Below are 25757 nucleotides of genomic sequence, written 5' to 3'. Positions count from 1 at the left end.
TTTTAATAGTTTGTTTCAATTGTCGTTGTTTTCGCGTCTCCCCATAATCCTTCAATGTCATAAAATTCTCTGATGTGTTTCTGGAAAACATGGACAACTACATTTACATAATCAATTAATACCCATTCTGCATTTTCGCTTCCCTCTACATGCCAGGGTTTATCTTTGAGTGATTTACTTACTGTTTTCTGGATGGAATTAACAATGGCATTTACTTGAGTATTAGAGGTTCCATTACAAATAACAAAATAATTACAAACTGTATTTTCGATTTCTCTTAAATCCAATATACTAATGTCCTTACCCTTTACTTCTTCAATACCTTTAATAATTTGAGTTATTAATTGATCAGTACCGATTTCTTTTTTAATCATGCATTTTTTTAATTTGCGTAAAGTTATTACTTTTTATGGTTTTAATGTTTGTATTTGCAGACATTTGTAAAAACTTTCACATCGTTATTTATGGATATAATCAAAGTTGATGCCATTGACTCTACAAATAATTTTCTTCGGGATATGAATCGCGAGAAGTATTTAATAAAACCAGTTTGTGTTGTTGCAAAAGAACAGTTAAGTGGTAAAGGGCAAATGGGTACAACTTGGCAAAGTAATCCTGAAGAAAACCTTACTTGTAGTGTGTTTATGCCTATTGACCAGATCGATGTGATGAATCAGTTTTACATTTCAATGACAGTTTCTCTCGGAGTTTATGATGTTTTAAGTACGCTGATGCTACCTAAATTATCTATAAAATGGCCAAACGACATTCTGTCAGATAGGTTTAAAATATGTGGGATATTGATAGAAAATGTTGTTAATAATGGCAGGTTACGTGGAGCAATTGTAGGGATCGGAATAAATGTAAATCAAGTTAGTTTTAAAAACCTTCCGCTAGCAGGATCTTTAAAACAAATTCTTGGAAGAAACTTTGATTTAGATGAAATATTACATCTATTAATGACAGCCTTGGAGTACCGCTTTTCTAAACTTTATCAAGCTAATTTTTCGAACCTTCAAAAGGAATATGAGTCCTTGCTTTTTAGGAAAAATAAACCCTCAACATTTTTGGATGCAAAGGGCAAATCTTTTGTAGGTATTATACAAAGTATTAATTCCTCGGGTAAACTTCAGATACTTTTAGAAGATGAAATTATTAAAAGTTTTGAATTAAAAGAGGTAAAACTTCTATATTAATCAATAGCGATCACTTTTATTAGTAGTTTATAGCGATATAGCATTACCTTATGATCTTTCTCATATCCTCACATTCTAAATCTAAAGCTTACTAATATTCTCACTTAAGGTGTTTATAAAATTTTGGATTGGATTTTTGATCATCATACCCATCATGGCGTTAAACTGCCCTTCAAAAAGAAGTTGCGTTGTGCTTTTCTCATCTCCAATATCTGTAATGTTGGCGGTTAGTGTAAAAGGTAGTTTGTCACTGGCTGCTCCAAGAACTACTGTAGTGTGTTCTGTGCTTCCTTTTTGTTCCAAAACGATTTCAGGCATTCCTTTTAACTGAAAAAGAAATCTTGAATCACTTAATTTTTCAAATTTCTGTTTGCTTTCAGGCATAAGTTGTTCGAAGTTTTCGACTTTAGTTAAAAAATCAAATACTTCTTGTTGAGTTTTTTCTACAGTAACTGTAGGGCTTTCTAAGTTCATTGAGATTAAAAATTTATGGATTCCACTCTGCTGGATTAGTTCTCCAACTTTGTAGTGTTTTTTGTTGTTCTTCTGTAATATAATTAGTGTCTAATGCTTGTTCCAGAAGATTTTCATAATTACTTAAAGTTTGCAAAGATAATGCCGCTTCTTCAAAGTTTTCTGTAGCGATATCAAAACCATAATTAAATATGGCAACCATTCCTTTTACATTGGCATTAACTTCTTTTAACGCTTTTACTGCATTAAGGCTACTTTTTCCGGTACTGATCAGGTCTTCTACTACGACTACATTTTTTCCGGAAGGTACAATTCCTTCTATTTGATTTTTCCTTCCGTGTTTTTTTGCTTCCGGTCTTACGTAAATAAAAGGCAAGTTTAATTGCTCTGCAACTAACATTCCAATACCAATTGCACCAGTAGCTACACCAGCGATTACATCGGGTTTGCCATATTTTTCTTCGATAAACTTAGCCAAGTTTTCTCTTAGAAAGTTGCGAATAACAGGATATGAAAGGGTTACGCGATTATCACAGTAAATAGGAGATTTCCATCCAGAAGCCCAAGTAAAAGGTTCTTGTGGTTGTAATTTAATTGCATTAATTTGCAAGAGTAGTTCGGCAGTTTTTTTTGCCGTATTTTTATCAAAAATCATAGTTGCAAATGTATAAAGTTTTTGTGAATAATACTCCCATTATTCTGTCTTCAAAAAAGGAAATTGAGGATTATGAAACAATTCATATTAAAGAAGTAGAATTTCCTAAAATAATAAGGGATATTTTGAAAAAAGAAGATATTGGTAAGGAGGCTAAATATCATTTTTATCATAAAACAGAAGATAAACTTCTAGAACATTTATATGCTAAATTACCAGTGGTGGTTGCAGGAGGAGGAAAGGTATATAACTCAAATCACGAGATATTGTTTATTCGCCGCAATGGGAAATGGGATTTGCCAAAAGGAAAAGTTGAGAAAAAAGAACATCTGGAAACTGCGGCAATAAGAGAAGTTGAAGAGGAAACCGGGGTTACTGGGTTAGAGATCACTAAATTCTTATACAAAACCTATCATGTTTTTAAAAGAAATGGAGAGTTTCGATTAAAGGTTACCTATTGGTTTGAAATGAAGACTGATTTTGATGGAGCGCTAGTGCCTCAAAAAAATGAAGGAATTACCAAGGTAAAATGGAAAAATAGGAAAAAAGCAAAAAAAGCATTAACTAATTCTTATGCGAATATTAAAAGGCTTTTTTCCCATGATTATTTGTCCTAATCAATCTTTTGTTTTTGTTATATCTTGTAACCTTTGAGAATAAAGCAACTTCTTATCATGCATCCTGAAGTGATTGTGAAAATCAATAAAGTTATTGATTACATAGAGCAGAATTTATCTGAAGAACATCGCCTAGAAAAGTTAGCCGAGATAGGAAATCTATTAAAATATCATTTTCATAGAACGTTTCAATTAATAGTTAAAGAATCTCCCAATGAGTATTTAACCAGAAAACGTTTAGAAAAAGTAGCTTTACGATTGATCTATGGTGCAAATATGACTATATCAGATGTAAGTTTTAAATATGGTTTCAGAAACCAATCCTCATTTTCTCGAACATTTAAAAAATTCTACGGATTTAATGCATCTAAATTAAAAAAAGGAATCTATAACCATCATTTTCTAGAAAACAGCAAGATTGGTATAAATTCGAATTCATTTCCAAAATATCTTTGTGATGTGGCAAAAATTAAAGATTGGATGAAAACACAAGCGAGTATTGGTATCGAACATCTTTCAGAAATGGATTTGGTTTATTGTAGGCATTGGGGGAGTGTGAATACGATACATATTGCTTACGAAAAGTATTAAAATGGTACGTTCAAAAAATTAACAGAAATGACGATAAAATAAATTTCATTACCATTTTTCATGATTCTCCTTCTTTAATGAAAGATTATAGAGTACAGCAAAGTGCTTGTATAGAAATACCTAATATTGAGCGTGTTTCTCAATCTGAAATCTCTAAATTAAAGATACCAGCTCAAAAATATGTAATAGGTAAGTTTGTGTTACAAGAAAACGAATTCGAAATTGCGTGGAATAGTTTAATTGTATGGATGAATGAAAGAAATATCGTCTCTGTAGATGGATATCGCTTTGAAAAATTTTTGGATAAAAGTATAATAAAAGAATCATTGAGTTATAAAGTAGAAATACGAATTCCTATTAAGTAGAAAGTGAAGAAATGAAAATAAGTAAATCTATCGTAGTAAATTGTAGTTCAACAGAATTATGGTTCTGGTTGACTGATTTTGAAAAATTAAGAAAATGGAATCGGTCACTATTGAAAGAAGAAAATATTTCTTCTGGGAGATACGAAGTGGTTTTATTTCTAAAGTGTTAATTAACGAAGGAGGTAAAGAAATTTGGTATGAAAACGAAATTAAAGATTATAATCCATCCAAATATTTAAGTGTAATTCTAAAGGGAGGTAATTTAGGAAAATCTCCAATGCTTGTAAAATATGAATTAATAGAAAAAACAGGTGTAGTAAGATTAGAATATACTTGTTCGTGGGAGCCTAAGGAAATTTTCTTAAAAATAATACATCCTATAATCAAGAAAACCGCTAATAAAAATGCAGAAAAAGTTTTGTCGGAATTAAAGAAACAAATTGAAGAATAGATAACAAACTCTTTTTTTTTACTTCAAAATTCTATAAACTGGATATCGATTATGTGCTCTCTCGTAGTTGTCAGATTGTTTATGAATCCAATCTAACTGTGCAAACCAATTATTAGCAAAAACAGTATCCTTTTTCTTTTCTTCAAATTGCTGCTTAAGTTTCTTATTATTTTCTAATAATTGTAATGCTTTGTCTTCCCACACATACGGAGAAAATCCTTCTTTTTGTTGTAAAATGGTATCAAAGAAATTCCAGTTGAAAAATGAATCAGGAGCCTCTGGCTCTAATGTTTCTATAAGATATCTAAATCCTCTCTGATCCGTAGGGATGAGAATATCTCCTTTTGTAAAGATTATTGTTTCAACATTTTTCTCGATAGTAGTTGCATAATGCAAATAGTGACCTTCATAAGGCATTGTTCTACTGTTGTAATCTTTGATATGATAAGTTTCAACCGATATGCTAGAATCTTTTTTCAAGGTTTTATAAGATATTTGGTTGAGGTCTAATTTGTCGATCACGTTCCACCACCCCTTAGGAACAACATAAGCTTTTGGAATCGTAATTTCTGTAGTGGGTTTATAATAATTTTGATATTTCACTTGTTTGGAATATGGCTTGTTTTGATCGTATTTTAATCGTTTAGCTCCTGTGATTTTGCTATTGATGTATGTTCCTTCATATCCATTGAAGGTAAACTTAGTTACTTTGGTGGTATCAATTGCCCAGTTTATAGGGTATGTTTTCTCTTTTGGTGCACCTACAAATGTACGCTCCCGCAGGGATTTTATTTTTTTACCATCTTTTTCGGTGATAGCAATCATAGATTTTATTAATTCATATGTACCTTCTACTCTTGGTTTATAAGGTTTCAGCATGTGGGTTTCTACCATCATACCAATTGTATTCCATAAGGTGGTGTATCCAGTAGAATATCTTGGCGAGTCCATAAATTGAGACCATCCTTTGTCTGGAGTAGTACCCCAGACATTGACATAAGGAGTGATATCCCATTTTTTTACAGCAAGTGAGGCTTCCAGCTGTGGATGCATTTCCTTATGTAAATACTCTCCTAGTTTACCATTCAATTTATTGTGTTGAGTAAATAAATGAGTCAATGTGTATTGATAATCTGCACCATTACTTACGTGATTGTCGATAAAAACGTCAGGTTGTACCAAATGGAAAATCTTTGCAAAGGTTTGTGCGTTTTTTGTGTCATTCTTGATAAAATCCCTGTTCAGGTCAAAATTTCGTGCGTTTCCTCTAAAACCATATTCTTTGGGGCCGTTTTGATTGGTACGGGTTCCCGTGTTTCGGTTCAATGAACCGCCAATGTTATATACAGGAATGGTCACAACTACTGTTTTTTCTGGAGCTTCAATAACCCCTTGAACAATATCTCTAAAAAGTAACATCGTTGCATCAATTCCATCACTTTCTCCCGGATGAATTCCATTGTTTATTAATAAAATGCGTTTGTTTTGTCGAATTTTTTGAAAGTCAAATTCTTTATCAGGATTTAGTGTAATGATATGCAAAGGATGACCACTGTCGGTAGTTCCTATTTCTTGTATGTTGATTTCTGGATAAACTTCTGCAAGATGTTGGTAATAAGAAATCACTTCTGGATACGTAGGTGTTTCAGTACCATTGCTTTTTTCAAAGGGGGTAGTAAAATCTATATTTTTGATAGGCTTATTCTTAGAGGTATCGCAAGAGGCGATAGTTATAAGGCTGATAATTAGTAATGTAATTCGCATAGGTTATCGGTGTATGGGATAAATATACTAAGTTTTAGCATTTATGGATCTTCTATAACGTTTTAGTTAGTTTTTGAAAATAGATAGAAGATGAATTTGCTTGTTAGGATATAAAATAACTGTATTTTTGCACCCTCAAAATTAACTGATTATGACTGAGTTTGTAAGAAAAAGAGTAGCAAATGCCAAAAATGATATTCTATCCGGTTTAACGGTCGCTTTAGCATTAGTTCCGGAAGCGGTTGCTTTTGCATTCGTAGCTGGAGTGGACCCTTTGGTTGGATTGTATGCAGCTTTTATGATTGGATTGATTACTTCTATTTTTGGAGGACGTCCGGGGATGATCTCAGGAGCAACAGGTGCACTTGCTGTAGTAATGGTAAGTCTGGTGGCCGAGGGGAATGCGATGGGTGCCGAGAGTGAGCAGTTAGGGTTGTATTATCTTTTTGCTACGGTGATATTGATGGGTGTCATACAGATGTTAGCAGGTGTTTTGAAGCTTGGTAAATTTGTACGTCTGATCCCACATCCTGTAATGATGGGTTTTGTAAATGGTTTAGCAATTGTAATCTTTCTCTCTCAGTTAGGAATGTTTAAAGAAGGGGTAAAGGATGTTTTTGGTACAGATAAGTATGAGACATCTTCAGTCTTAAAGCAATATAATATTAAGGATAATTTAATCTTTGATTCAATAACAGATAAACCATTATACACTTATGATGGCGATACTAGATTTGAAGATCTTGAAACAAAAGAAACTAAATATATAGTTGAAGATAATCAAGTCTTTGATATTAATACCAAAGAAGTACTTTTTAATATAGAAAAAGACGGAGTTTATACCATCAAAAAAGAAGGGAAAGTCAAGAAATGGATTTCAACTGATAAATTATTATTGATGTTTGGTTTAGTTCTTTTGACAATGCTTATTATGTGGGGGTTCCCTAAATTAAAAGCGACTTCAAAACTACCAGAAGCTCTCATCGCGATTTTAGTGGTTTCGGCTATTGTAATTCTTGGAAAATTGGATGTAGCTACTGTGGGTAGCTTTATCAGAGATGGAGGAGGAGAAGGTCTTAAAGGTGGCTTGCCTCAATTTCAGTTAGCTATTTTTGATAAAGTGCCAATAACTTGGGAAACACTTTGGTTCATAGGTCCCTATGCACTGATTCTGGCAGCGATTGGACTGATAGAATCTTTAATGACACTTAATCTTATAGATGAACTTACAGAGACGAGAGGAAATACTAATAGAGAATGTCTTGCACAAGGTGGTGCAAATATCGTAACAGGTTTTTTTGGTGGAATGGGAGGTTGCGCTATGATCGGACAATCAATTATTAATATCAAAGGAGGTGGACGTACTCGTCTATCAGGAATTGTTGCTGCGGTAACTTTACTGATGTTTATATTATTTGCTTCGGGATTAATTGAGCAAGTACCTATCGCGGCCTTGGTAGGTGTAATGTTTATGGTCGTAATAGGAACATTTGCCTGGTCTAGTTTTAGAATATTGAATAAAATCCCGTTAACAGATGCTGTAGTTTTGATTTCTGTTTCTTTGTTGACCGTATTTTTCGATTTGGCAGTAGCTGTAATTGCAGGTGTAATTATGTCGGCACTTGCCTTTGCTTGGGAAAATGCTAAAAAAATTAGGGCAAGAAAACATATTAAAGAAGATGGGACTAAGCTATATGAAATTTGGGGTCCCCTATTTTTTGGAAGTATTCAGGCATTTAACTCTAAATTCGACGTGGCTAATGATCCAGAAAATATAGAGATTGATTTTATAGAATCCCGGGTTAGTGATCACTCGGCATTAGAAGCTATTTTTAATCTTGTCGGTAAATATGAAGAAGCTGGTAAAAAAGTTCGTATAAAACACCTGAGTGAGGAATGCCAAGAACTCATGATTAAGGCTTCTCCTAGATTGGCAAGTGTAATAAAACATGATATTGATGACCCAAGATATCATGTGATGGCAAAAGTAATGAAATAAATAAAACGTATATTTCGATAGCTAAATCGAAGTTATAATTAAATGGATATTCCTTTTGAACCTGTTATTTTTGGTGTTAAAGTGAATATCCATTTAATTTTGGAATATGCTGCTTTCTTTATTGGATTTCGATACTATGTATTTCTAAAAAAAAACACTCAGGATCCAATATCTTCTCCAAATAGGTTGTCTATTTTTATAGGAGCAGTTTTTGGTGCGTTTATAGGATCTAGAGTTGTGGGCTTTTTAGAAAATCCATTTTATCAATCTTTCAATCCAGAGTATATCGTACAATTACTAAGTGCCAAAACTATTATGGGTGGACTTTTTGGAGGTTTGCTCGGAGTAGAATTAGTTAAGAAAGTAATAGGCGAGGAAGAATCTTCAGGAGATTTATTTACGTATCCAATTATTCTTGGAATTATTGTAGGTAGAATTGGTTGTTTTCTAGCTGGTATTCGTGAATTTACCTACGGAAAAATAACATCTTCTTTTTTAGGAATGGATTTAGGCGACGGTTTGCTAAGGTACCCAACGGCACTTTTTGAAGTGATTTTTCTTATTCTCTTATGGATTATCCTAAAACGTTTTCAATATAAATTGAATTCAGAATCAGGGTTGCTTTTTAAATACTTCATGATTTTTTATTTCCTATTTCGTTTTATGATCGAGTTTTTAAAACCAAATACTTTTTTACTCTTCGGACTTAGTAGTATTCAGTATTTATGTATCTTATGCTTGATATATTATCAAAAAACAATTCGAAAGCTCTTTTATGCCCACTAGAAATTATACGTACTACGATTTTACCTTAAGTTTATGTCCTACCTGCCTTAGAAGAATTGATGCTAAAATCGTTTTTGAAGATGATAAAGTTTTTATGTTGAAACGGTGTCCTGAACATGGGAGCTCTAAAGTTTTGATAGCTGATGATATCGAATATTATAAAAATATAAGAAACTATAATAAACCTTCAGAATTTCCATATAAATTTAATACAGCAACCGATTATGGATGTCCGTATGATTGTGGTTTGTGTCCTGATCATGAGCAACATTCTTGTTTGTCAATTATTGAAGTTACCGATAGGTGTAACCTAACGTGTCCCACATGTTATGCTTCTTCATCACCACATTACGGAAGGCACAGAACACTGGACGAGATAAAAAAAATGCTAGATGCTATTGTGGAAAACGAAAAAGAACCAGATGTAGTTCAGCTTAGTGGAGGCGAACCAACAATACATCCTCAATTTTTTGAAATACTGGATTATGCGAAGCAACTACCAATTCGTCATCTAATGGTGAATACGAATGGAGTAAGAATTGCTAAGGATATTGGTTTTGCTGAACAATTAGCTACATATATGCCTGATTTTGAAATCTATCTACAATTTGATTCTCTTAAAGCAGAGGTTTTAGAAAAACTAAGAGGAGAGGATCTTACCTACATCAGAAAAAAGGCTATTAAAAACTTAAATCATTTTAATCTTTCAACTACGTTGGTGGTTACGTTAGAAAAAGGGTTAAATGATTCAGAAATAGGAGACATCATTACGTTTGCTACTCAACAAAAATGTGTAAGGGGAGTTACACTGCAACCGACCCAAATTGCCGGGCGATTAGAAGATTTTGATGCTCAAACCGATAGAATTACGTTAACCGAGGTTCGACGAAAAATCTTAGAACAATTTCCTGTTTTCGAATCTGATGATTTGATTCCGGTTCCTTGCAACCCGGATGCTTTGGTTATGGGCTACGCCTTGAAGAACGATGAGGGGATTATTCCTTTAACACGCTACATTAACCCCGCTGATTTACTCAACAACGGCAAAAACACTATTGTTTATGAGCAGGATACAGAATTACACGAAAAAATGCTGGAATTGTTCAGTACAGGAAATTCTGTGGATGCGGCTTCAGAGAATCTAAAATCTATTATGTGTTGTTTGCCAAAAATCGATGCACCTGACCTGGGGTACGAAAATCTTTTCAGAGTAGTTATTATGCAATTTATAGATGCGTATAATTTTGATGTTAGAGCGATCAAGAAATCATGTGTACATATCGTAAATAAAGATTATAAAATTATTCCTTTCGAAACCATGAATCTTTTTTACAGAGATGATAAGAAAAAGCATTTAGAACAATTAAGAAAAGAGACGGTATGATTACAAATTCAATTTTATTAGAAGTAGGAAACCTAGATGGATTAGTGTATCTTATCTTATTAATTTTATTGGGGCCGCCCATATTTCTTGCCCTTATCGGTATCATACTCTTTAGAACTAAAAACCGTACTGCGGGAAAAGTATTCTTTATACTTTCTGGGGTATATCTTATTGTGGGATTAGGAATATGCGGAGTTTTGTTGACTGGATTTTAGTTTCTTTCCAATACATACATGTTTTCATTTAATATTTCTGTTTTATCAGTCATATCAAATTCTGAAGCATATATTTTTGATAAATTGTATTCATCTGCATGCTCCTTTAACATATACCCTTTTATATTTTCATAAAAAGAGTTTGGAATAGTCTGGTGAGAAAAAGAATCACTGGTATCGTTATGACTATCAAAATAATAAAGCAATCGTTTATAGACTTCAGTATCTTCTACTTCAGGTAGATAAGAAACGCTTCCAACCAAGTCTCTAGTATTTTGTAGTTTTTTAAAAATGCTGAACAGTTTATTAGTGGTACCACGATCCAAAAAGAACAGTACGCCTTCCAAAAGAATAAAAGTAGGTTTTTTAGGAATAAGCGGTTTTATAGTAGCTATTATTTCTTCTACTGTGTCTGTGTTGAAATCTACGCTTACATATTGGATGTCCCGCTCAGGTAGTTTACCTTCTCTTGTCCAGAGATCAACTTTTTCTTTTTTATAGTTGATAATGTTTTCCTTGTCAATTTCTATTGTAGATACGGTATCATCCATCAAGAATTGGTACATGCTAAAACCTGCTCCAAAATTAATCAATGATCCCCCATTGTTCATATTAAAAAATGATTTCATTCGCTCATAGAAAAACCTATTTCTAATACTATGTAAAATAGATTCTTTTGTAGATATAGCTTTAATAATGGTTGGTATGAGCTCTTCAGTTTTTGAATTGTTCCAAAGTTTAGCATAAATATCCTTACTAATATCTTCGTGATAAGATCTATAAGTAGAGATAATAAAGGCTGTTTCGTGTATTTGCATTCTCAAATATATACTTTTAAAATGAATCAAAAAAAACACCACTACTTTCAAGCAAAAAAGAGTGGTGTGCAGTATATAATATTCAAAAAAATTATGGCAATAATCCGGTGATTTGTGTGGTGTCTGTTATGATTGTATCTTTTTCTTTTTTATCAGCACTTGCTAATCTGGTATTTTTATTACCATCTATAACAAATCCGTTTTTGATCATTAAAGCCTTGTAGAAGTCGGTCTTTGTTTCAGTCGAAACCGTTTTGCTTTTTTTAATCTTAATATCAAAATGATTAACTGCAATTAAAGTTTCATAAAAATCTACTTTGGTACTCTTTACATCAGAAGCTTCTATCTTTAAAGATTGGATAGACTCTTTTTCCTGAGCTTTTACATTAGCGAAAGAAAATAAAATAATAATTGCAAGAATAACAGTTTTCATATTTTGGGGCTTAATGAATTTACTTCTTTTATTTGTACCAAATTTACAATCAAATAGTTATGTAGAAAAATGTTTTACAACCTTTTAGATGAAGCGATCTTTTAAATCGATAAACAGCACAATTTTTATGGTTTTACCGTATTTTTTATATAATGTTTTTATCTTATAAATTAATTTCCGTATTATTTTAAAGACCAAAAATCATCAATTAATAACATCAACTCACTTATTATTAGTAAAATTGATATGTAGCTTCAAAATATGTAATGTAAGTTTTGTAATCAACGGATTACATTGTTGGAAGGATGTTAGAATAGATGACAGTATACGATTCTATATGAAGTCTAGTTTTTTAAAAGTTTTGTTTAAAACATCTTGATCACGTACCTCTAACCAATTATTTAAAATAGAAGCATAGATACTTCTAAAATCTATGGTGTATTTTAAATCGCCGTTCGTATCGAGATCGGATAGCTTTGGTAATTCATTGTAAATTCCGGGTTTTTTTAGTGAGCCACTGATGGCTATCACATTATTGGCGGCTCCGTGATCTGTTCCAAGACTTCCGTTTTGTTTTACACGACGGCCAAACTCAGAAAATGTTACTATCAATGTACCCCGAAACCTGTTGTTCTTTTTTAAGTCTTCGACTAAAGCTCTAATAGCTTCTCCATAAGTTCTTAGTAACCTATCTTGACTATTCAGTTGATTTACGTGGCTATCGAAACCGCCAAGGGAACTGTAATAGACCCTTGTTTTTAATCCAGATACAATAAAATTCGCTATCGTTTTTAGATTTTTGGCAAAAGGCGATTGGGGGTATTCGGTAGCGGTTTCATATATTTTGGAAGTTTCCTGAATGTAAGTAGCCGATGCATAGGTTTCGAACATAGTTTTATAGAGGTATCCCTGATTATCTTCATCTAACATATCTTTATGGGTATGATTCATAAGATTGTTGAAAAACGGTTCTCTTGTGGTTCTATATATTTGCTTAGGATCCGCCACAGCAATACCATTCATTTGATTTCCCTTCATAGCCAGAGATAGTGTGTTGTCTACTTGTATAGCCTGATACGGATGCTGACAATTGGCATCGAGATATCTACCTACCCAACCTGTAGATAAATACTGGTTAGTTTTACTAGCCGTTTGCCAGATGTCGGTACTTCTAAAATGAGATCTATTGGGATTGGGGTATCCTACATTATTAATAATTGATACTTGTCCCTGACCATATAATTCAGCAATTGCTTTCAGACTGTCATTAAATGCCAGATCATTGGTTATTTTTATGGTTTGCGCTTCTTTTTTGGCAATATTCGGCCTGTTGCTATGATAAATGTCATTACTAATTGGAATAATACTATTGAGACCGTCATTTCCTCCAGAAAGTTGTATGATAACTACATTTTTATAACCTGATAATTGATCAGGTGACAGAAACTCCATTCCTTTTAGAAAAGAAGGAACTAGTGTCATTCCTGAAGCAAAAACAGACTGTTTTAAAAATTTTCTTCTATCCATAATTCATAGCTTTTAGCAAAGTTGATATTCTGGTAAGCTCATTAGTTCTATGATAAAGTTTTTAGTATCGGTTGCATCGAGCTCAGTAACTATTTTTTTGGCTCCATCTAATAAGACTGGCTGTATGATAAAACTTACCAATTCTTCTTTGCTTCTAGGTTCTAATGATGATAAGAAGCTATCCCAATCAGGTGTTGCTTTTACTTTTTTTTCAATTTGAGTTTTCATCTTTTTATAAAATTTATTTCGCATCATCACACTAGCTTCATCGTCCGTATCACTGTGCCATTCAATTAATCCATTATTTAGGGTTACCGAAGCCAATCTCATTCTTAATAGTAATGTAGAATTATCAATCCAGGCTCTTCCACCTGGCCAACCCGCTACGTTTGGTGGGAAGAATAGGATTTGATTTAATTTATGTTGAATGTATAACAGGACTTTTGGATCTTCGTATTTAACTTTAAAAGGTTTACTCAACCCTACAATTAATTCTATAGGAGATTTTATTTTGACCCCAATATTTTGAGATTCATAAAACCAATCACTCATGAATATTTTTCGCATTAGTGCTTCCAGATTGTAATCAACTTTGTAAAAAAAATCTGTTAACTCTTCTATGCGTTTAGTATCTATTTTTTCGTTTACAAAATAGCAATAGATTTTTTCTGAGATATGTCGCGCAGTTTGCTTTCGTTCCAGAAGAATTTTGATAATATCTTCTCCAGTAAAATTTCCGGTTTTACCTAATACCGTTTTAGCTCCGAAGTCATGTTGATTTTTTCTAAAAATGAAAGAGCCATCTTTATTAAAGTTCCATCCTGTAAAGGCTCTGGCAGCCTCTTTAATGTCTTTTTCTGTATATCCGTTATCTACTCCTAATGTAAAAAGTTCCATAACCTCACGCGCAAAGTTTTCATTAGGACTATTTTTGCGGTTTTGCCTGTTGTTAAGGAAAAGTAACATAGCGGGGGATTTAGAAACTTCCATAAGCATTTCTCCAAAGTTTCCTAATACGTGTTTTCTAATTACATTATTAAGATGAAGACAAGCGCTTGGTGTTTTTACTCTAACCGCAAAGTGATCGTGGAAAAATAATGTCATTTTTTCTCTGAGAACCTCCTTTCCTTCAGTAAGTTTTTTTAACCAAAGTACATTGAGTTCTAACATCTTTTGATTGCGAAGCTTACGCAGTTTTTTACGCTCTTCAACTGATAAATTTCTTGGGTTTTTAAGTAATTCTCCAAAATCCATTGATAACGCAGTCTCTTGTTTACTATTTGAAAACAAGATATCCACGATTTGTTTTTTAGAAAGTTTTCTAACAAATTTTAGTCCTGAAGAAGAAATTCCAAAACCGGTTCTCCAATAAAGGTGCTGTATCTGTCTATCTGATAAAGAAGTACTCATAATCACAGGCTTTTACATATAGGACTGTGATTCATCCCGAAGGTTTAAATCGAAACGCTAACTTTTATGTTCTATAAGATCCCATTTGTTGCCATACAGGTCCTCAAAAACCACTACAGTTCCATAACTTTCTTTTCTGGGTTCTTCTCGAAAAGATACTCCTTTAGCTTTCATATCATTATAATCTATCCAGAAATTATCCGTATAAAGGAATAAGAAAATTCTTCCGCCGGTCTGATTGCCAATTGCTTTTCGTTGTTTAGAAGTGGTTGCCTCTGCAAGTAATATGGACGTATCTGAAGTGTTTTCAGGAGAAATTGTTACCCACCGCTTTTGATCGCTAAGCCAATGTCTTGGATAAGTTTGAAATTTAAATTTTCTGTATAAAACCTGATAGCATTATCATAATTTCTAACTACCAGTGTTATTGTTCCGATGTTTCTTTTGGCCATTAATTACATATTATTTCACTCAGAATAGCTTCTTCGTTTATAGCGTCATTTAGTAGAATATTTTCAGAGAAAAGAACGAACCTATCGAGTGCATGAAAAGAAGACCTGGCAGAGACTTCCATGGTATATATTCCTGGCGTGCTAAATGCTACAAAGATATCGTGTGCATCATTATCACTTGTAGAGGATTGCCATTTCCATTGGTCTGCGGGACCACTTTTGTAAATTTTAAACCAGCCTTCTTTGCTGGAACCATTCGGGGTTGGTGATTGACCAGTATCTCCAGGATACACAATACTTTCTCCTTTTTTACCATAAAAACCAGCTGCATCTGCAAATCGTAACCAAGAATCATTATGTTCGGATCCAGAGGTGCCTGTCGCGATTCTAGACCTCCACATAAACCTATAAGTACCAGGATTGGTGATCTTTAGTTTATAAATAAGAAGACCATTACCCGGAGCGTTTAAAAATTGATTTCCTGTCCATACAAGATAATGTGTTCCTAGAAATCCCATTATTGTATTCTCTTTTTGCCAATCATTATGATCCTGAATGCTTTCAAACTCAACAGCAATCAGACCATCTTTTTCTTCATAAATGCTACTATTTGGGTTCTGGCAAGTTACTGTGTCAATAGTGTTATCATTGGATTCATCACTACTACAAGAATAAAAGACAATCGCTAAAGCAAAAAATAGTACTATTTTGTTTTTGATAAAAGTAGGTTTCATATGTTTTTGTTTTGGGGTTTTAAGAATACTATGTTTTTTTTACTCTTACAGTATCGGGAACTAACCCTGTATAATCACCACCATTGCGAATCACATCTCTTACGATGGAAGAAGATATGTAACTTTTTCCTGATGAAGTGAGAAGAAAAACTGTTTCAATTTCTGTCATTTTTCGGTTGGTATGAGCTATGGCTTTTTCAAACTCAAAATCTCCTGGGTTTCGTAAGCCTCTTAATATAAACTCTGCGTTTTGCTGTTTGCAAAAATCTACGGTTAGCCCTTTGTATGTCATTACTTTTATCTTGGGCTCATTTTTGAAAGCTTCTTCGATAAAATACATTCGTTCTTCTAGTGAGAACATATATTTCTTTTCAGCGTTTACACCAATAGCCAATATGATTTCATCAAAAAGAGTTAATCCTCTTTCAATAATATCATAATGTCCTAAAGTAATTGGATCGAATGAACCAGGAAAAACAGCTCTTCTCATAAGTGATTTGTTGTTATTTATTTAATAATAAGTAAAGTTACGAAGTTTCATATTAAATATGCGGTTCAATTTCTATTGGAGATTCACTAGCTATTTGTTAAAGTCTCTTCAATTGTATTGGTCAATAAATCTTTTAGACTAATACCGGCAGCAATTGCCTGTTGCGGCAGAATACTGGCTTCACTAAATCCGGGATTAGTATTTATTTCTATAAAGTGTGGCTCTCCGTTATGAAAAATATATTCGCTTCTGGAGAAACCTTTCATTTTGAGAATCTGGTATACTTTTAACGCCAAATCTTTTACTTTCTTCTCGTCTGGTTCGCTAAGTCTTGCGGGTGTTATTTCTTGAGATTTACCCAAATATTTTGCTTCGTAATCAAAGAAATCATTTTCTGAAACAATCTCGGTTACTGGCAAAACGGTGTCTTTTCCTTTATATGTAATAACCCCAACAGAAACTTCTGTTCCGCTTAGGAAAGATTCTATGATTATTTCGTCATCTTCTTTATAAGCAACATCAATTGCAGAAAGTAACTGATCTTCTGTAATTACTTTAGAAACTCCATAACTGCTTCCTGCTTTATTTGCTTTTACAAAGCAAGGCAGCCCGACAGTATCAATGATGTTTTTGGTATTTACAGCTTCTCCTTTGTTTAAAAAATAATTTTTTGCAGTTGGTATTCCATAAGGTTTTAATGTACTTATGCAATCTCTCTTGTTAAAAGTAAGTGCAGCTTGATAAAAGTCACAAGCGGTCTGCGGAATTCCGATCAACTCAAAATATGCTTGTAACAAACCATCCTCACCAGGTGTGCCATGTACTATATTAAAAGCTGCATCAAAAGTTATTTTGATACCATCAAGATAGAGTGAAAAATCATTTTTGTCAATAACCGTTTTTTGGTCAGTGTCATCTACATAAAACCAAGAGTTCTTTGTAATAAAGACACGATAAGCATTGTATAGATTTTTATCCAGGTGATTGTAAACTGCATTTCCACTTTTAATAGAAATGTCATATTCACTGGAATAACCTCCCATAAGGATGGCGATATTTTTCTTCATTGAATGCGGTTTACAAACAAAAATATCATTTATCTAACAACAAAAGCTAAAAAGTTTCCGTTTTTATATCTTTGCCGAAACTATCAATTGATACATGGATTTTTTAAAAGGACTTTTTAGGTTTATTTGGAGTAAAACATTTCTTATCCAACTTGTAATTGCAATTACATTAATTGTCATTCTATGTTTTGTAGCTTTACAATGGCTAGAAAGTTCTACGAATCACGATCAGCGAATTGTAGTACCAAGATTAAGTAAAAAAACGTTAGATGAGGTAAAAACACTTGTAGAAGCTAAGGATTTGAGATATGAAGTTCAGGATTCTGCAAATTTTAATCCTGACTTTCCGAGATATTCGGTAATCGAACAAAATCCCGTGGCGGGAAATATGGTGAAAGAAAATAGAAAGATTTATGTAACCCTAAATCCTTCGGGATATAGAAAGATTGAGGTGCCAGATGTAATTCGTAAAACCAGAAGACAGGTAGAGCCCAGATTAGTAGCACTTGGATTTAAAATTGGTTCTATAACTTTTAAACCAGATCCATCCGATCAGGTACTCGAGCTCAGACATAAGGGGAAAGCGTTAAAACCTGGTGATAAAATAATGAAGACTTCGACGATTGATTTGGTGGTTGGTGATGAAAGTGGAAACTTGCGACTGTCTCAATAAATTAAAAATTTAGAAAAAAACTACTTTTGGAAGAAAACCCAGATATCAAAGACTTAGGTCCTAATGAGGATGATCTTTATGAGCATCACCGTTTTGTGGCGGGAGCAGGACAAGTGCCGTTGCGGGTGGATAAATTTTTGATGAATTTTGTTGAAAACGCAACCAGAAATAAAATACAGCAAGCTGCCAAATCAGGAAGTGTTTTTGTGAATGATGTGGTGGTAAAATCAAATCATAAAGTAAAACCTAATGATGTGGTTCGGATATTGTTTTCCCATCCTCCTTATGAGAATTTATTAACACCAGAAAACATTCCACTAGATATTATATATGAAGATGATGCGTTGCTAGTTATTAATAAACCAGCCGGAATAGTGGTACACCCCGGTCATGGTAATTATTCCGGAACATTGATCAATGCGTTAATTTATCATTTTGATAACCTGCCAAATAATAGTAGTAATCGTCCTGGGTTAGTGCATCGTATTGATAAAGATACGAGTGGATTATTGGTGATTGCTAAGACAGAAGAAGCCATGACGCACTTGGCAAAGCAGTTTTTTGACAAAACCTCAGAGCGTGAATATGTGGCCATCGTTTGGGGTAATGTATCTGAGGGTGAAGGGACTATAGAAGGTAATATAGGTCGTCATCCCAAAAATAGATTGCAAAACACCGTTTTTGAGGGAGATGAAGCAGAAAATGGAAAATCAGCAGTTACTCACTATAAAGTTATAGAGCGTTTAGGATATGTAACCTTAGTTTCTTGCAAATTAGAAACAGGAAGAACACATCAGATTCGTGTACATATGAAGTATATTGGCCATACTTTATTTAATGATGAACGCTATGGAGGAGAAAAAATTCTTAAAGGAACTACATTTACTAAATATAAACAGTTTGTAGAAAATTGTTTTAAAGTTTTACCGCGACAAGCCCTACACGCGAGAACTTTAGGATTTATACATCCCGTAACCGGAAAGAAAATGCATTTTGAAACTTCTGTCCCTGATGATATGCAGCAATGTGTAGAGCGTTGGAGGAATTATGCTAAGAATCAATTGGATGTTTAGCTTATTAGAGTTTAAATAAATAAATGGAAATATCTTTTTTAGAAATTTTTACCCTAATTGGAATTATTCATGGATTTTTTTTAGGGCTGATCATTCTGTTTTCCAGATTTTTTAAAAATAAGGAACATTCTTTCCTCGGGTATACTCTTATGATATTATCCTTAATTGGAATAAATAATTGGTTCTGGGATTTAAATAAAAACCCAATAATTATATCCGTTTCGGATCTTTTTTTATGGCAGTTTTTATATCCTGTTACATTGTTTGTTTTTTTTCTAAAGAAAGTGAAACATCCTTTTATAGAGACTAAAAAAAGTAAACTGCTTTATATTCCATTTTTGATTCTTAGTGTTATTAATATTTTGATCTCCTTGGATACGATATTTGATTTATATGAGATTGTCTTAGCGCATAAGAAAGAAGTTGTATTTTACTTTTATAAGATAGTCAGTATTTTATCCATTGTTTTTCCGGTTGTATTAATGTTTTTTTCTGCAAAGTGTATTTTTAATAGTAATAGGAAAGTTGCTATTAAGTGGATTAAATGGATCTGGATATTCATGTCTTTTTTAGAAATTTATGGGATTATTATAGAAGGGCAACGTTTTCTATATGGTATCAAGACACCCTTGACATTTTTATGGGTTGCAGTTTCAATTTTCATGTATTGGTTAATTTATAAAGGCTTATATCAATTTAGATTGTCTAATGATAAATACGAGGTTAGGCAACTCCTTAGTCGTTCTGTGAAAAATATACGATCTTCAATAAAGGATGACGCAAATCCATATATTGATCAATTGATGATTCTAATACAAGAAGAGCATATACATCATAATCCTGATCTAAGTAGAGATACGATAGCCAAGCGATTAGGAATAAGTGCCGGTTATCTCTCGACACAAATCAATGCTTTTAGTGATATGAATTTTTCAGAGTTTATTAATTTCTATAGAATACAAGATGTAAAACAAATGATTCTTGATAAAGAATTTAATAAATACAGTTTATTAGCTATTGGTTTAGAAGCGGGATTTAAGTCTAAAACAACTTTTTATACTGCATTTAAAAAAGAGACAGGAATGACTCCTAATACTTTCAAAAAGAAGCAAGAATAGGTTCGGATTTATCAGAATCCTACAATCCTGAACATTGATGGTATTGACTTTTACTAGGTTTGACTTTGTAATAATAAAACCAAACAAGATGTTTAAATTTAGTAAGTGCCTCATTTCTTATTGTATTTTAATGGTGATCAATTTCAGTCCATTATTTAGTCAATCTAAAAGTTTTGCTTTCGAAGATGTTAATGTTATTCCGATGACTAAGGAAGTAGTATTACATCATCAAAGAGTAATTATTATAGATGGAAAAATATCCAAGATTGAACCCGTTTCATTAAGGGTAACCAAAAAAGTGGATAGTATAATAAATGCAAATGGTAAGTATCTAATTCCTGGTTTGGCAGAAATGCATTATCATTTAATAAATAATGCTCAGAATGAGTTCAAACTATTAATTGCAAATGGTGTGACCACGGCCAGAAATATGGCAGAATATGAAGGTCAAGATCAAATAAAAATCAGGGAGCAAGCCAATAGTAATAAAATATTAGCTCCGTATTATGTAACCACAGGGCCATACCTTAAAGCGGAAGATCTACAAACTATAGATGATGTTGTAAAAGTGGTTAATATGCATCGAGAGAGAGGCTATGATTTTCTGAAAATAGCAGATAATCTGACTAAGGAAATATATCTGAAACTTATTGAAGAGACTATAAAGTATAATATTCCTGTTATTGGACACGGTCAAAGAAAGCTGCCATTAAAGTATTCTTTAAAAATGAAATCAATAGCTCACATAGAAGAGTTCATGAATGTTTTTAGTTCTGTGCAAAAAGAAGATACCCAATATCTTAAACAAGCTGCAATGAAAATAAAGAAAAGTGGTGTTTACGTTTCACCTACTCTAGGTATTTTTGAGATGATTGGTCGATATGCGGATGATGATAAATTTGAGATTTTGAAAAGAAATGATGAAATAAAATATCTTCCGGAAAAATATGCCGCCTATTGCCTGTCTGATAGTACTCATTATCGCACTAATCCTTGGTTTACCGCTCCAGAATCCCTGATTAGGTTGCAGAACGAATTAGAATGGCAACAAAGGTTTACCAAGATATTAGGCAATGAAAAAGTGCCATTGTTGGCAGGAAGTGATACGTATGGATTGTTTTTACCCGGTTTTTCATTACATAGAGAATTGGCATTAATACAAGAATCAGGACTTACACCATTCGAAACTTTAAAAACAGCTACCGTAACCCCTGCTAAATATCTAAATAGACCGTTAAGTGGTACTATTGATGAGGGCAAATTAGCAGATTTGGTATTGTTGAATAAAAACCCATTAAAGAATATACAAAATACCAAAACGATTGAAGGAGTAATGATTAAAGGGAAATGGTTGGGTAGAAAAGCACTTGATTTGATGTTGAAGGAGGTAGAACATGATGTTAAAAAACAAAAAAATAACAAATGAAATTACTATTGAAACTACTAAGGTGATATATTAAAAAAACGTTATTAAAAACTTTATTTTGAAATAAATAGGGATTGCTCACTAATAAATAGTATATTCGCGTTTTAATATTTTATAATGAATAAAGGAACAGTAAAATTTTTTAATGACTCCAAAGGATTTGGATTCATCACAGAAGAAGGATCAAACACAGACCATTTTGTACACATTTCAGGCTTAATCGACGAAGTTCGTGAAGGTGACGAAGTAGAGTTTGAACTTAAAGAAGGTAAAAAAGGAATGAACGCGGTAAACGTGAAAGTATTATAATATATACATTTGACTTTTTTTAGTACAAGCCCACTCATTTGAGCGGGCTTTTTTTATTGAAATAGAACATATCAATACTCAAATAGATAGGAATTACATTAGTAGATTTTATTTGTCAGAACACTATTGTATTTTTGAGAAAAACAATAAAGACTACATTCAATGAAAATAGTTATATCTCCTGCAAAATCTTTAAATTATAACGATAAATTACCAACGGATAGGGGTACGCAACCAAAATTTCTCGAAACTGCAGCTCAAATCAACAGGAAGCTGTCTAGAATGTCCAAAAACGAAATTGCGGATCTAATGAGTATCAGTGATAAATTGGCAGATCTTAACTATACCAGATATCAAGATTTTCAAGAAAATCATACCAAAAAAAATTCTAGGCCTGCCGTATATGCATTTGATGGCGATGTATATGCGGGATTAAACGCTTATCATATACCAACAGACAAATTAGATAGGCTTCAGGATACATTGCGTATTCTTTCAGGTATGTACGGAATTTTAAGACCTCTTGATCTTATACAACCGTATCGTTTAGAAATGGGAACAAAACTAGCTATTGAAAGAAATGAAAATCTATACGAAGTATGGAAAGAAATGGTGACAACTGCTCTTAATGATGAATTAAATGAAGATGAATTGTTTCTTAATTTAGCCAGTAATGAATATTTTGGAGCGGTAGACAAGAAAAAATTAAAAGTTCCGATCATCACACCCGTATTTAAGGACTGGAAAAATGATAAATTGAAGGTAATTAGTTTTTATGCAAAGAAAGCCAGAGGAATGATGGTACGCTATATTATTGACAACGAAGTAGAAACCATTGAGCATCTGAAAGGATTCAATTACGATGGCTATAATTTTAGTGAAGAATATACGACCAAATCAAATGAATTGGTTTTTGTGAGATAAATGACAATGTTGATGTTTTCGTTCTTTATATAATTGGTTTGGCTCAGAAATGACTACCAAAGATGTTAGGCATATCGATCATCTTTTTAATCATTAAGAGTAGATGATGTGTTTTTTATTTCTCAATTTAGATGTAGAATTTTCTAAACTGTAAACTAAATACCATGATTCAAGAATATTTCACCAAAGACTTAAACGAGCTTCCAGCAATATTGATAGGTACGTTATTAATGTATTTTTCTATTTTACTTTTCACAAGAATTTTTGGTCTCAAAAGTTTTGCGAAAATGACAGGTTTCGACTTTTTAAATACTATTGCTATAGGGAATCTTTTAGCCATGAGCGTTGCAACTAGTAATCCTAAGTTGTTAACCGGTATACTATTAATAGGGATTTTATATCTGGTTAACTTTACGATTACTTATTTTCAATTTAAATTTGAAAAATTTAGGAACCTAACTGATAATACCCCGTTGCTCTTAATGAAAGAAGGAAATTTCTTAGAAGACAACATGAGTAAAGCCAAAATTACAATGAACGAATTGAGAGGTAAATTAAGAGAAGCAAATGTTTTATCTTTAAAAAAAGTACGCGCCGTTGTTTTAGAAACAACAGGGGATGTAAGTGTCTTACATGGCGAAGATGATGAAGTGCTAGACGATTTTCTTCTAGAAGAAGTTAGTTCATAGTTGAATAACAAAAGCTAGTGCTCTCTATTTTTCTATTTTTATGAATCTAATTTTACTATCTTCAGCTTTTATATTAGTGAAACATTATTTTAGAAAATACTAAATCTTTTGAAATGATAAGTTGAATTAACCCTATAGCATAGTGGGGTCTTGAATAATACTTTTAGCCTAGGCAACTATTTTTACTAAACCAAAATAGATATAAAATCTTTAGATGCAGAAAATCATAAATTTTCTCGATTGTGTTAGCGAAAAAACAGGAGTTTTCGTGAGCTGGATTGCTGTTCTTTTGGCTACAGTAATTGGTGTTGATGTGATCATTAGGTACATATTTCAGTTTTCTTTTATATGGATAATTGAGACTGAAATCTATTTGTTTGGGATTTTGTTTCTCATAGGTTCTGGATATACTTTCAAGTATGGGAAGCATGTAAGAGTTGATGTTTTCTACACAAGGTTGTCTCTTAAAGGTAAGGCTTGGATTGATTTGTTAGGAGGTGCTTTTTTATTAATTCCGTGGTGTTATGTTGTAATTGTTTCTTCATGGTATTATGGGGTGTCTTCTTTTGCAATGAATGAGGGATCTCCACAACCGGGCGGATTACCTGCTTTATATGTACTTAAGTTTTGCATTACGTTAGGCTTTATGTTTTTATTACTTCAGGGTGTTTCCGAGATGCTAAAATCAATACAGGTTATTATCAGTAAAGACATATAATGGAGTTTTTAGCAGTTATTTTATTCGTTATTATCTTTGTTTTAATTCTTAAAGGATATCCAGTTGCCTTTACTTTAGGGGGTATTTCTGTTGCATTTGCGTTTGGGGTGTCAATTTTTGCACCGGATTACTTTGTCATGTCGACCTTCTATTTACTTCCTTCCCGAATTATGGGAGTCGTAAATAACTATGTGTTGATGGCCGTTCCTCTGTTTATTTTTATGGGAATAATGTTAGAAAAATCAGGACTTGCTCAGAATTTGTTGGAGACCATGGCTATGATGTTCGGGCAAGTACGTGGCGGTTTGGCAATTTCGGTTGTCATTGTCGGGGCATTATTAGCTGCATCTACCGGAATAGTGGGAGCAACCGTAGTTACCATGGGATTGATTAGTTTACCTACCATGCTAAAAAGAGGATACAAAACAGAACTTGCAGTAGGAGTGATAGCCTCTTCGGGAACGCTAGGACAAATTATTCCGCCTTCTATTGTATTAGTGTTGTTGGCAGATACTATCAATAGCTCTTCAAGAGGAGCCGCATCGGTGGATGTAGGAACATTGTTTTCTGCAGCATTGCTTCCAGGATTATTGCTCGTAGGGTTATATATAGTATACATATTAATAAAATCATTTATTCATAAGGATGATGCGCCAAGCATTCCTGTAGAAGAAATCGCAGCTTTTAGAGGTCATAATTTCGTTTCTAAAATTCTCAAAGTTTTATTACTTCCCGTTTTATTAATAGTTATTGTACTAGGCTCGATTTTTACCGGAATAGCATCTCCTACCGAGGCTTCTGCTATTGGAGCATTGGGTGCAACCATATTAACAATTACTCAAAAAAAGTTTTCATTAAGGATTCTCAAAGAAGTTGCCCAAGAGACCACAAGACTAACAACAATGGTTTTTTTTATATTGCTAGGAGCTACTACATTTACATTAGTTTTTAGAACATTAGGTGGTGACAGGTATCTTCAGGAACTAATTATGTCTTCGCAATTAACTCCTTTAATGTTTTTATTATTGGTTATGGTTGTAATTTTTGTTGCTGGCTTCTTTATAGATTTTATTGAGATCGTCTTTATAATTGTGCCAGTAGTAACCCCAATCTTTAATGCTTTTGATATCAATATGCTGTGGGTAGGAATATTGATGGCATTGAATTTACAAACCTCCTTTCTGACACCACCGTTTGGGTTTGCATTGTTTTATCTAAAAGGAGTCGCACCAGAATCTGTCAAGACAAGTCAAATATATAGAGGAATTATTCCTTTTATTATAATTCAATTATTCATCGTAAGTTTAGTTGTGTTTTTTCCAGAGATTATTTTTAATTCCAAATGATACATTCATAGAGTACCATCAGACTAATTTCTCTTAATAGATCGTAAAAAATA

General features: G+C 33.0%; 31 protein-coding genes. 18 read left to right on the top strand and 13 right to left on the bottom strand.

The genetic code is table 11. The features are described 5' to 3' along the window. Window positions 1–2 precede the first annotated feature (2 nt). Window positions 3–374: a ribosome silencing factor gene (gene rsfS / locus ACWGOQ_RS14190; protein WP_452058966.1), complete on the bottom strand. Its 372-nt coding sequence runs from the start codon at window positions 372–374 to the stop codon at window positions 3–5. A 90-nt stretch (window positions 375–464) separates the two neighbouring features. Here rsfS and ACWGOQ_RS14185 point away from each other — a divergent pair, with 90 nt between their 5' ends. Then, window positions 465–1196, top strand: a complete 732-nt coding sequence (locus tag ACWGOQ_RS14185) for a biotin--[acetyl-CoA-carboxylase] ligase (protein WP_452058967.1) — start codon at window positions 465–467, stop codon at window positions 1194–1196. Between the two features lie 81 nt (window positions 1197–1277). On the opposite strand, the gene ACWGOQ_RS14180 is transcribed toward ACWGOQ_RS14185, so the two are convergent. Both ACWGOQ_RS14180 and pyrE read right to left on the bottom strand, forming a co-directional pair. After that, complete coding sequence (locus ACWGOQ_RS14180; RefSeq protein WP_452058968.1) at window positions 1278–1670, bottom strand: SRPBCC family protein; 393 nt, start codon at window positions 1668–1670, stop codon at window positions 1278–1280. A 13-nt stretch (window positions 1671–1683) separates the two neighbouring features. After that, window positions 1684–2325, bottom strand: a complete 642-nt coding sequence (gene pyrE, locus ACWGOQ_RS14175) for an orotate phosphoribosyltransferase (RefSeq protein ID WP_452058969.1) — start codon at window positions 2323–2325, stop codon at window positions 1684–1686. Between the two features lie 8 nt (window positions 2326–2333). Here pyrE and ACWGOQ_RS14170 point away from each other — a divergent pair, with 8 nt between their 5' ends. The 4 genes from ACWGOQ_RS14170 to ACWGOQ_RS14155 all read left to right on the top strand — a co-directional run bounded on the left by ACWGOQ_RS14170 (window position 2334) and on the right by ACWGOQ_RS14155 (window position 4349). After that, on the top strand, window positions 2334–2942 hold the full coding sequence (locus tag ACWGOQ_RS14170) for an NUDIX hydrolase (RefSeq protein ID WP_452058970.1): 609 nt from the start codon (window positions 2334–2336) through the stop codon (window positions 2940–2942). 33 nt (window positions 2943–2975) lie between these two features. Then, a complete protein-coding gene (locus ACWGOQ_RS14165; RefSeq protein WP_452058971.1) occupies window positions 2976–3533 on the top strand; it encodes a helix-turn-helix transcriptional regulator in 558 nt (185 codons plus the stop codon). After that, window positions 3488–3898, top strand: coding sequence for a GyrI-like domain-containing protein (locus ACWGOQ_RS14160; protein ID WP_452058972.1), 411 nt, complete (start codon window positions 3488–3490; stop codon window positions 3896–3898). The genes ACWGOQ_RS14165 and ACWGOQ_RS14160 overlap by 46 nt, the downstream gene beginning before the upstream one ends. A gap of 94 nt (window positions 3899–3992) precedes the next feature. Continuing rightward, window positions 3993–4349, top strand: a complete 357-nt coding sequence (locus ACWGOQ_RS14155; RefSeq protein WP_452058973.1) for a hypothetical protein — start codon at window positions 3993–3995, stop codon at window positions 4347–4349. Between the two features lie 18 nt (window positions 4350–4367). Here ACWGOQ_RS14155 and ACWGOQ_RS14150 read toward each other — a convergent pair whose 3' ends face one another. Further along, a complete protein-coding gene (locus ACWGOQ_RS14150) occupies window positions 4368–6113 on the bottom strand; it encodes a M14 family metallopeptidase (RefSeq protein WP_452058974.1) in 1746 nt (581 codons plus the stop codon). A gap of 151 nt (window positions 6114–6264) precedes the next feature. Between ACWGOQ_RS14150 and ACWGOQ_RS14145 the strand changes: the two genes are divergently transcribed. Genes ACWGOQ_RS14145 through ACWGOQ_RS14130 form a run of 4 tightly spaced genes read left to right on the top strand, consistent with a single transcriptional unit; the run spans window position 6265 to window position 10497 of the window. Then, window positions 6265–8112: a SulP family inorganic anion transporter gene (locus tag ACWGOQ_RS14145; protein WP_452058975.1), complete on the top strand. Its 1848-nt coding sequence runs from the start codon at window positions 6265–6267 to the stop codon at window positions 8110–8112. A 42-nt stretch (window positions 8113–8154) separates the two neighbouring features. Next, on the top strand, window positions 8155–8898 hold the full coding sequence (locus ACWGOQ_RS14140) for a prolipoprotein diacylglyceryl transferase family protein (protein ID WP_452058976.1): 744 nt from the start codon (window positions 8155–8157) through the stop codon (window positions 8896–8898). Further along, complete coding sequence (locus tag ACWGOQ_RS14135; protein WP_452058977.1) at window positions 8888–10282, top strand: radical SAM protein; 1395 nt, start codon at window positions 8888–8890, stop codon at window positions 10280–10282. The genes ACWGOQ_RS14140 and ACWGOQ_RS14135 overlap by 11 nt, the downstream gene beginning before the upstream one ends. Next, on the top strand, window positions 10279–10497 hold the full coding sequence (locus tag ACWGOQ_RS14130) for a hypothetical protein (protein WP_452058978.1): 219 nt from the start codon (window positions 10279–10281) through the stop codon (window positions 10495–10497). Before ACWGOQ_RS14135 ends, ACWGOQ_RS14130 begins: the two co-directional genes overlap by 4 nt. Here ACWGOQ_RS14130 and ACWGOQ_RS14125 read toward each other — a convergent pair. The 9 genes from ACWGOQ_RS14125 to ACWGOQ_RS14085 all read right to left on the bottom strand — a co-directional run bounded on the left by ACWGOQ_RS14125 (window position 10494) and on the right by ACWGOQ_RS14085 (window position 17428). Beyond that, complete coding sequence (locus ACWGOQ_RS14125) at window positions 10494–11315, bottom strand: class I SAM-dependent methyltransferase (protein ID WP_452058979.1); 822 nt, start codon at window positions 11313–11315, stop codon at window positions 10494–10496. The two genes, ACWGOQ_RS14130 and ACWGOQ_RS14125, sit on opposite strands and share 4 nt — an antisense overlap. A gap of 91 nt (window positions 11316–11406) precedes the next feature. After that, the gene (locus ACWGOQ_RS14120) at window positions 11407–11748 is read right to left on the bottom strand and encodes a hypothetical protein (RefSeq protein WP_452058980.1); all 342 of its coding nucleotides are present in this window, start codon (window positions 11746–11748) and stop codon (window positions 11407–11409) included. A gap of 333 nt (window positions 11749–12081) precedes the next feature. After that, window positions 12082–13275 (bottom strand): DUF1501 domain-containing protein, encoded by a 1194-nt coding sequence (locus ACWGOQ_RS14115; protein ID WP_452058981.1) that lies wholly within the window; start codon window positions 13273–13275, stop codon window positions 12082–12084. A 12-nt stretch (window positions 13276–13287) separates the two neighbouring features. Beyond that, on the bottom strand, window positions 13288–14685 hold the full coding sequence (locus tag ACWGOQ_RS14110) for a DUF1800 domain-containing protein (protein ID WP_452058982.1): 1398 nt from the start codon (window positions 14683–14685) through the stop codon (window positions 13288–13290). Window positions 14686–14742: 57 nt separating this feature from the next. Then, window positions 14743–14973, bottom strand: coding sequence for a VOC family protein (locus tag ACWGOQ_RS14105; RefSeq protein WP_458202828.1), 231 nt, complete (start codon window positions 14971–14973; stop codon window positions 14743–14745). A 32-nt stretch (window positions 14974–15005) separates the two neighbouring features. Further along, window positions 15006–15137, bottom strand: coding sequence for a VOC family protein (locus ACWGOQ_RS14100; RefSeq protein WP_452058983.1), 132 nt, complete (start codon window positions 15135–15137; stop codon window positions 15006–15008). Next, window positions 15137–15871, bottom strand: a complete 735-nt coding sequence (locus ACWGOQ_RS14095) for a hypothetical protein (protein ID WP_452058984.1) — start codon at window positions 15869–15871, stop codon at window positions 15137–15139. Before ACWGOQ_RS14095 ends, ACWGOQ_RS14100 begins: the two co-directional genes overlap by 1 nt. Window positions 15872–15899: 28 nt before the next feature. After that, window positions 15900–16361 (bottom strand): pantetheine-phosphate adenylyltransferase, encoded by a 462-nt coding sequence (gene coaD / locus ACWGOQ_RS14090; RefSeq protein WP_452058985.1) that lies wholly within the window; start codon window positions 16359–16361, stop codon window positions 15900–15902. Between the two features lie 86 nt (window positions 16362–16447). Next, on the bottom strand, window positions 16448–17428 hold the full coding sequence (locus ACWGOQ_RS14085; protein ID WP_452058986.1) for a D-alanine--D-alanine ligase: 981 nt from the start codon (window positions 17426–17428) through the stop codon (window positions 16448–16450). A 94-nt stretch (window positions 17429–17522) separates the two neighbouring features. Between ACWGOQ_RS14085 and ACWGOQ_RS14080 the strand changes: the two genes are divergently transcribed. The 9 genes from ACWGOQ_RS14080 (at window position 17523) to ACWGOQ_RS14040 (ending at window position 25704) form a co-directional block, all read left to right on the top strand. Beyond that, window positions 17523–18101, top strand: coding sequence for a PASTA domain-containing protein (locus ACWGOQ_RS14080; RefSeq protein ID WP_452058987.1), 579 nt, complete (start codon window positions 17523–17525; stop codon window positions 18099–18101). Window positions 18102–18127: 26 nt separating this feature from the next. Continuing rightward, on the top strand, window positions 18128–19174 hold the full coding sequence (locus ACWGOQ_RS14075) for an RluA family pseudouridine synthase (RefSeq protein ID WP_452058988.1): 1047 nt from the start codon (window positions 18128–18130) through the stop codon (window positions 19172–19174). 149 nt (window positions 19175–19323) lie between these two features. Then, window positions 19324–20292, top strand: coding sequence for an AraC family transcriptional regulator (locus ACWGOQ_RS14070; RefSeq protein ID WP_458202825.1), 969 nt, complete (start codon window positions 19324–19326; stop codon window positions 20290–20292). An 88-nt stretch (window positions 20293–20380) separates the two neighbouring features. Further along, window positions 20381–21718 (top strand): amidohydrolase family protein, encoded by a 1338-nt coding sequence (locus tag ACWGOQ_RS14065; RefSeq protein ID WP_452058990.1) that lies wholly within the window; start codon window positions 20381–20383, stop codon window positions 21716–21718. A 117-nt stretch (window positions 21719–21835) separates the two neighbouring features. Continuing rightward, on the top strand, window positions 21836–22027 hold the full coding sequence (locus ACWGOQ_RS14060; protein ID WP_452058991.1) for a cold-shock protein: 192 nt from the start codon (window positions 21836–21838) through the stop codon (window positions 22025–22027). Between the two features lie 162 nt (window positions 22028–22189). Further along, on the top strand, window positions 22190–22951 hold the full coding sequence (gene yaaA, locus ACWGOQ_RS14055; protein ID WP_452058992.1) for a peroxide stress protein YaaA: 762 nt from the start codon (window positions 22190–22192) through the stop codon (window positions 22949–22951). Window positions 22952–23115: 164 nt separating this feature from the next. Beyond that, window positions 23116–23640 (top strand): DUF421 domain-containing protein, encoded by a 525-nt coding sequence (locus tag ACWGOQ_RS14050; RefSeq protein WP_452058993.1) that lies wholly within the window; start codon window positions 23116–23118, stop codon window positions 23638–23640. A 214-nt stretch (window positions 23641–23854) separates the two neighbouring features. Next, complete coding sequence (locus tag ACWGOQ_RS14045) at window positions 23855–24358, top strand: TRAP transporter small permease subunit (protein WP_452058994.1); 504 nt, start codon at window positions 23855–23857, stop codon at window positions 24356–24358. Continuing rightward, window positions 24358–25704 carry a TRAP transporter large permease gene (locus ACWGOQ_RS14040; protein WP_452058995.1) on the top strand — a complete coding sequence of 449 codons (1347 nt, stop codon included), beginning with the start codon at window positions 24358–24360 and terminating at the stop codon, window positions 25702–25704. Before ACWGOQ_RS14045 ends, ACWGOQ_RS14040 begins: the two co-directional genes overlap by 1 nt. Window positions 25705–25757 lie beyond the last annotated feature (53 nt).

The sequence above is a fragment of the Aquimarina ulvae genome (assembly GCF_053613295.3).
The sequence above is the reverse complement of the archived record's forward strand: the minus strand, read 5'-3'. Positions and strand labels throughout refer to the sequence as shown.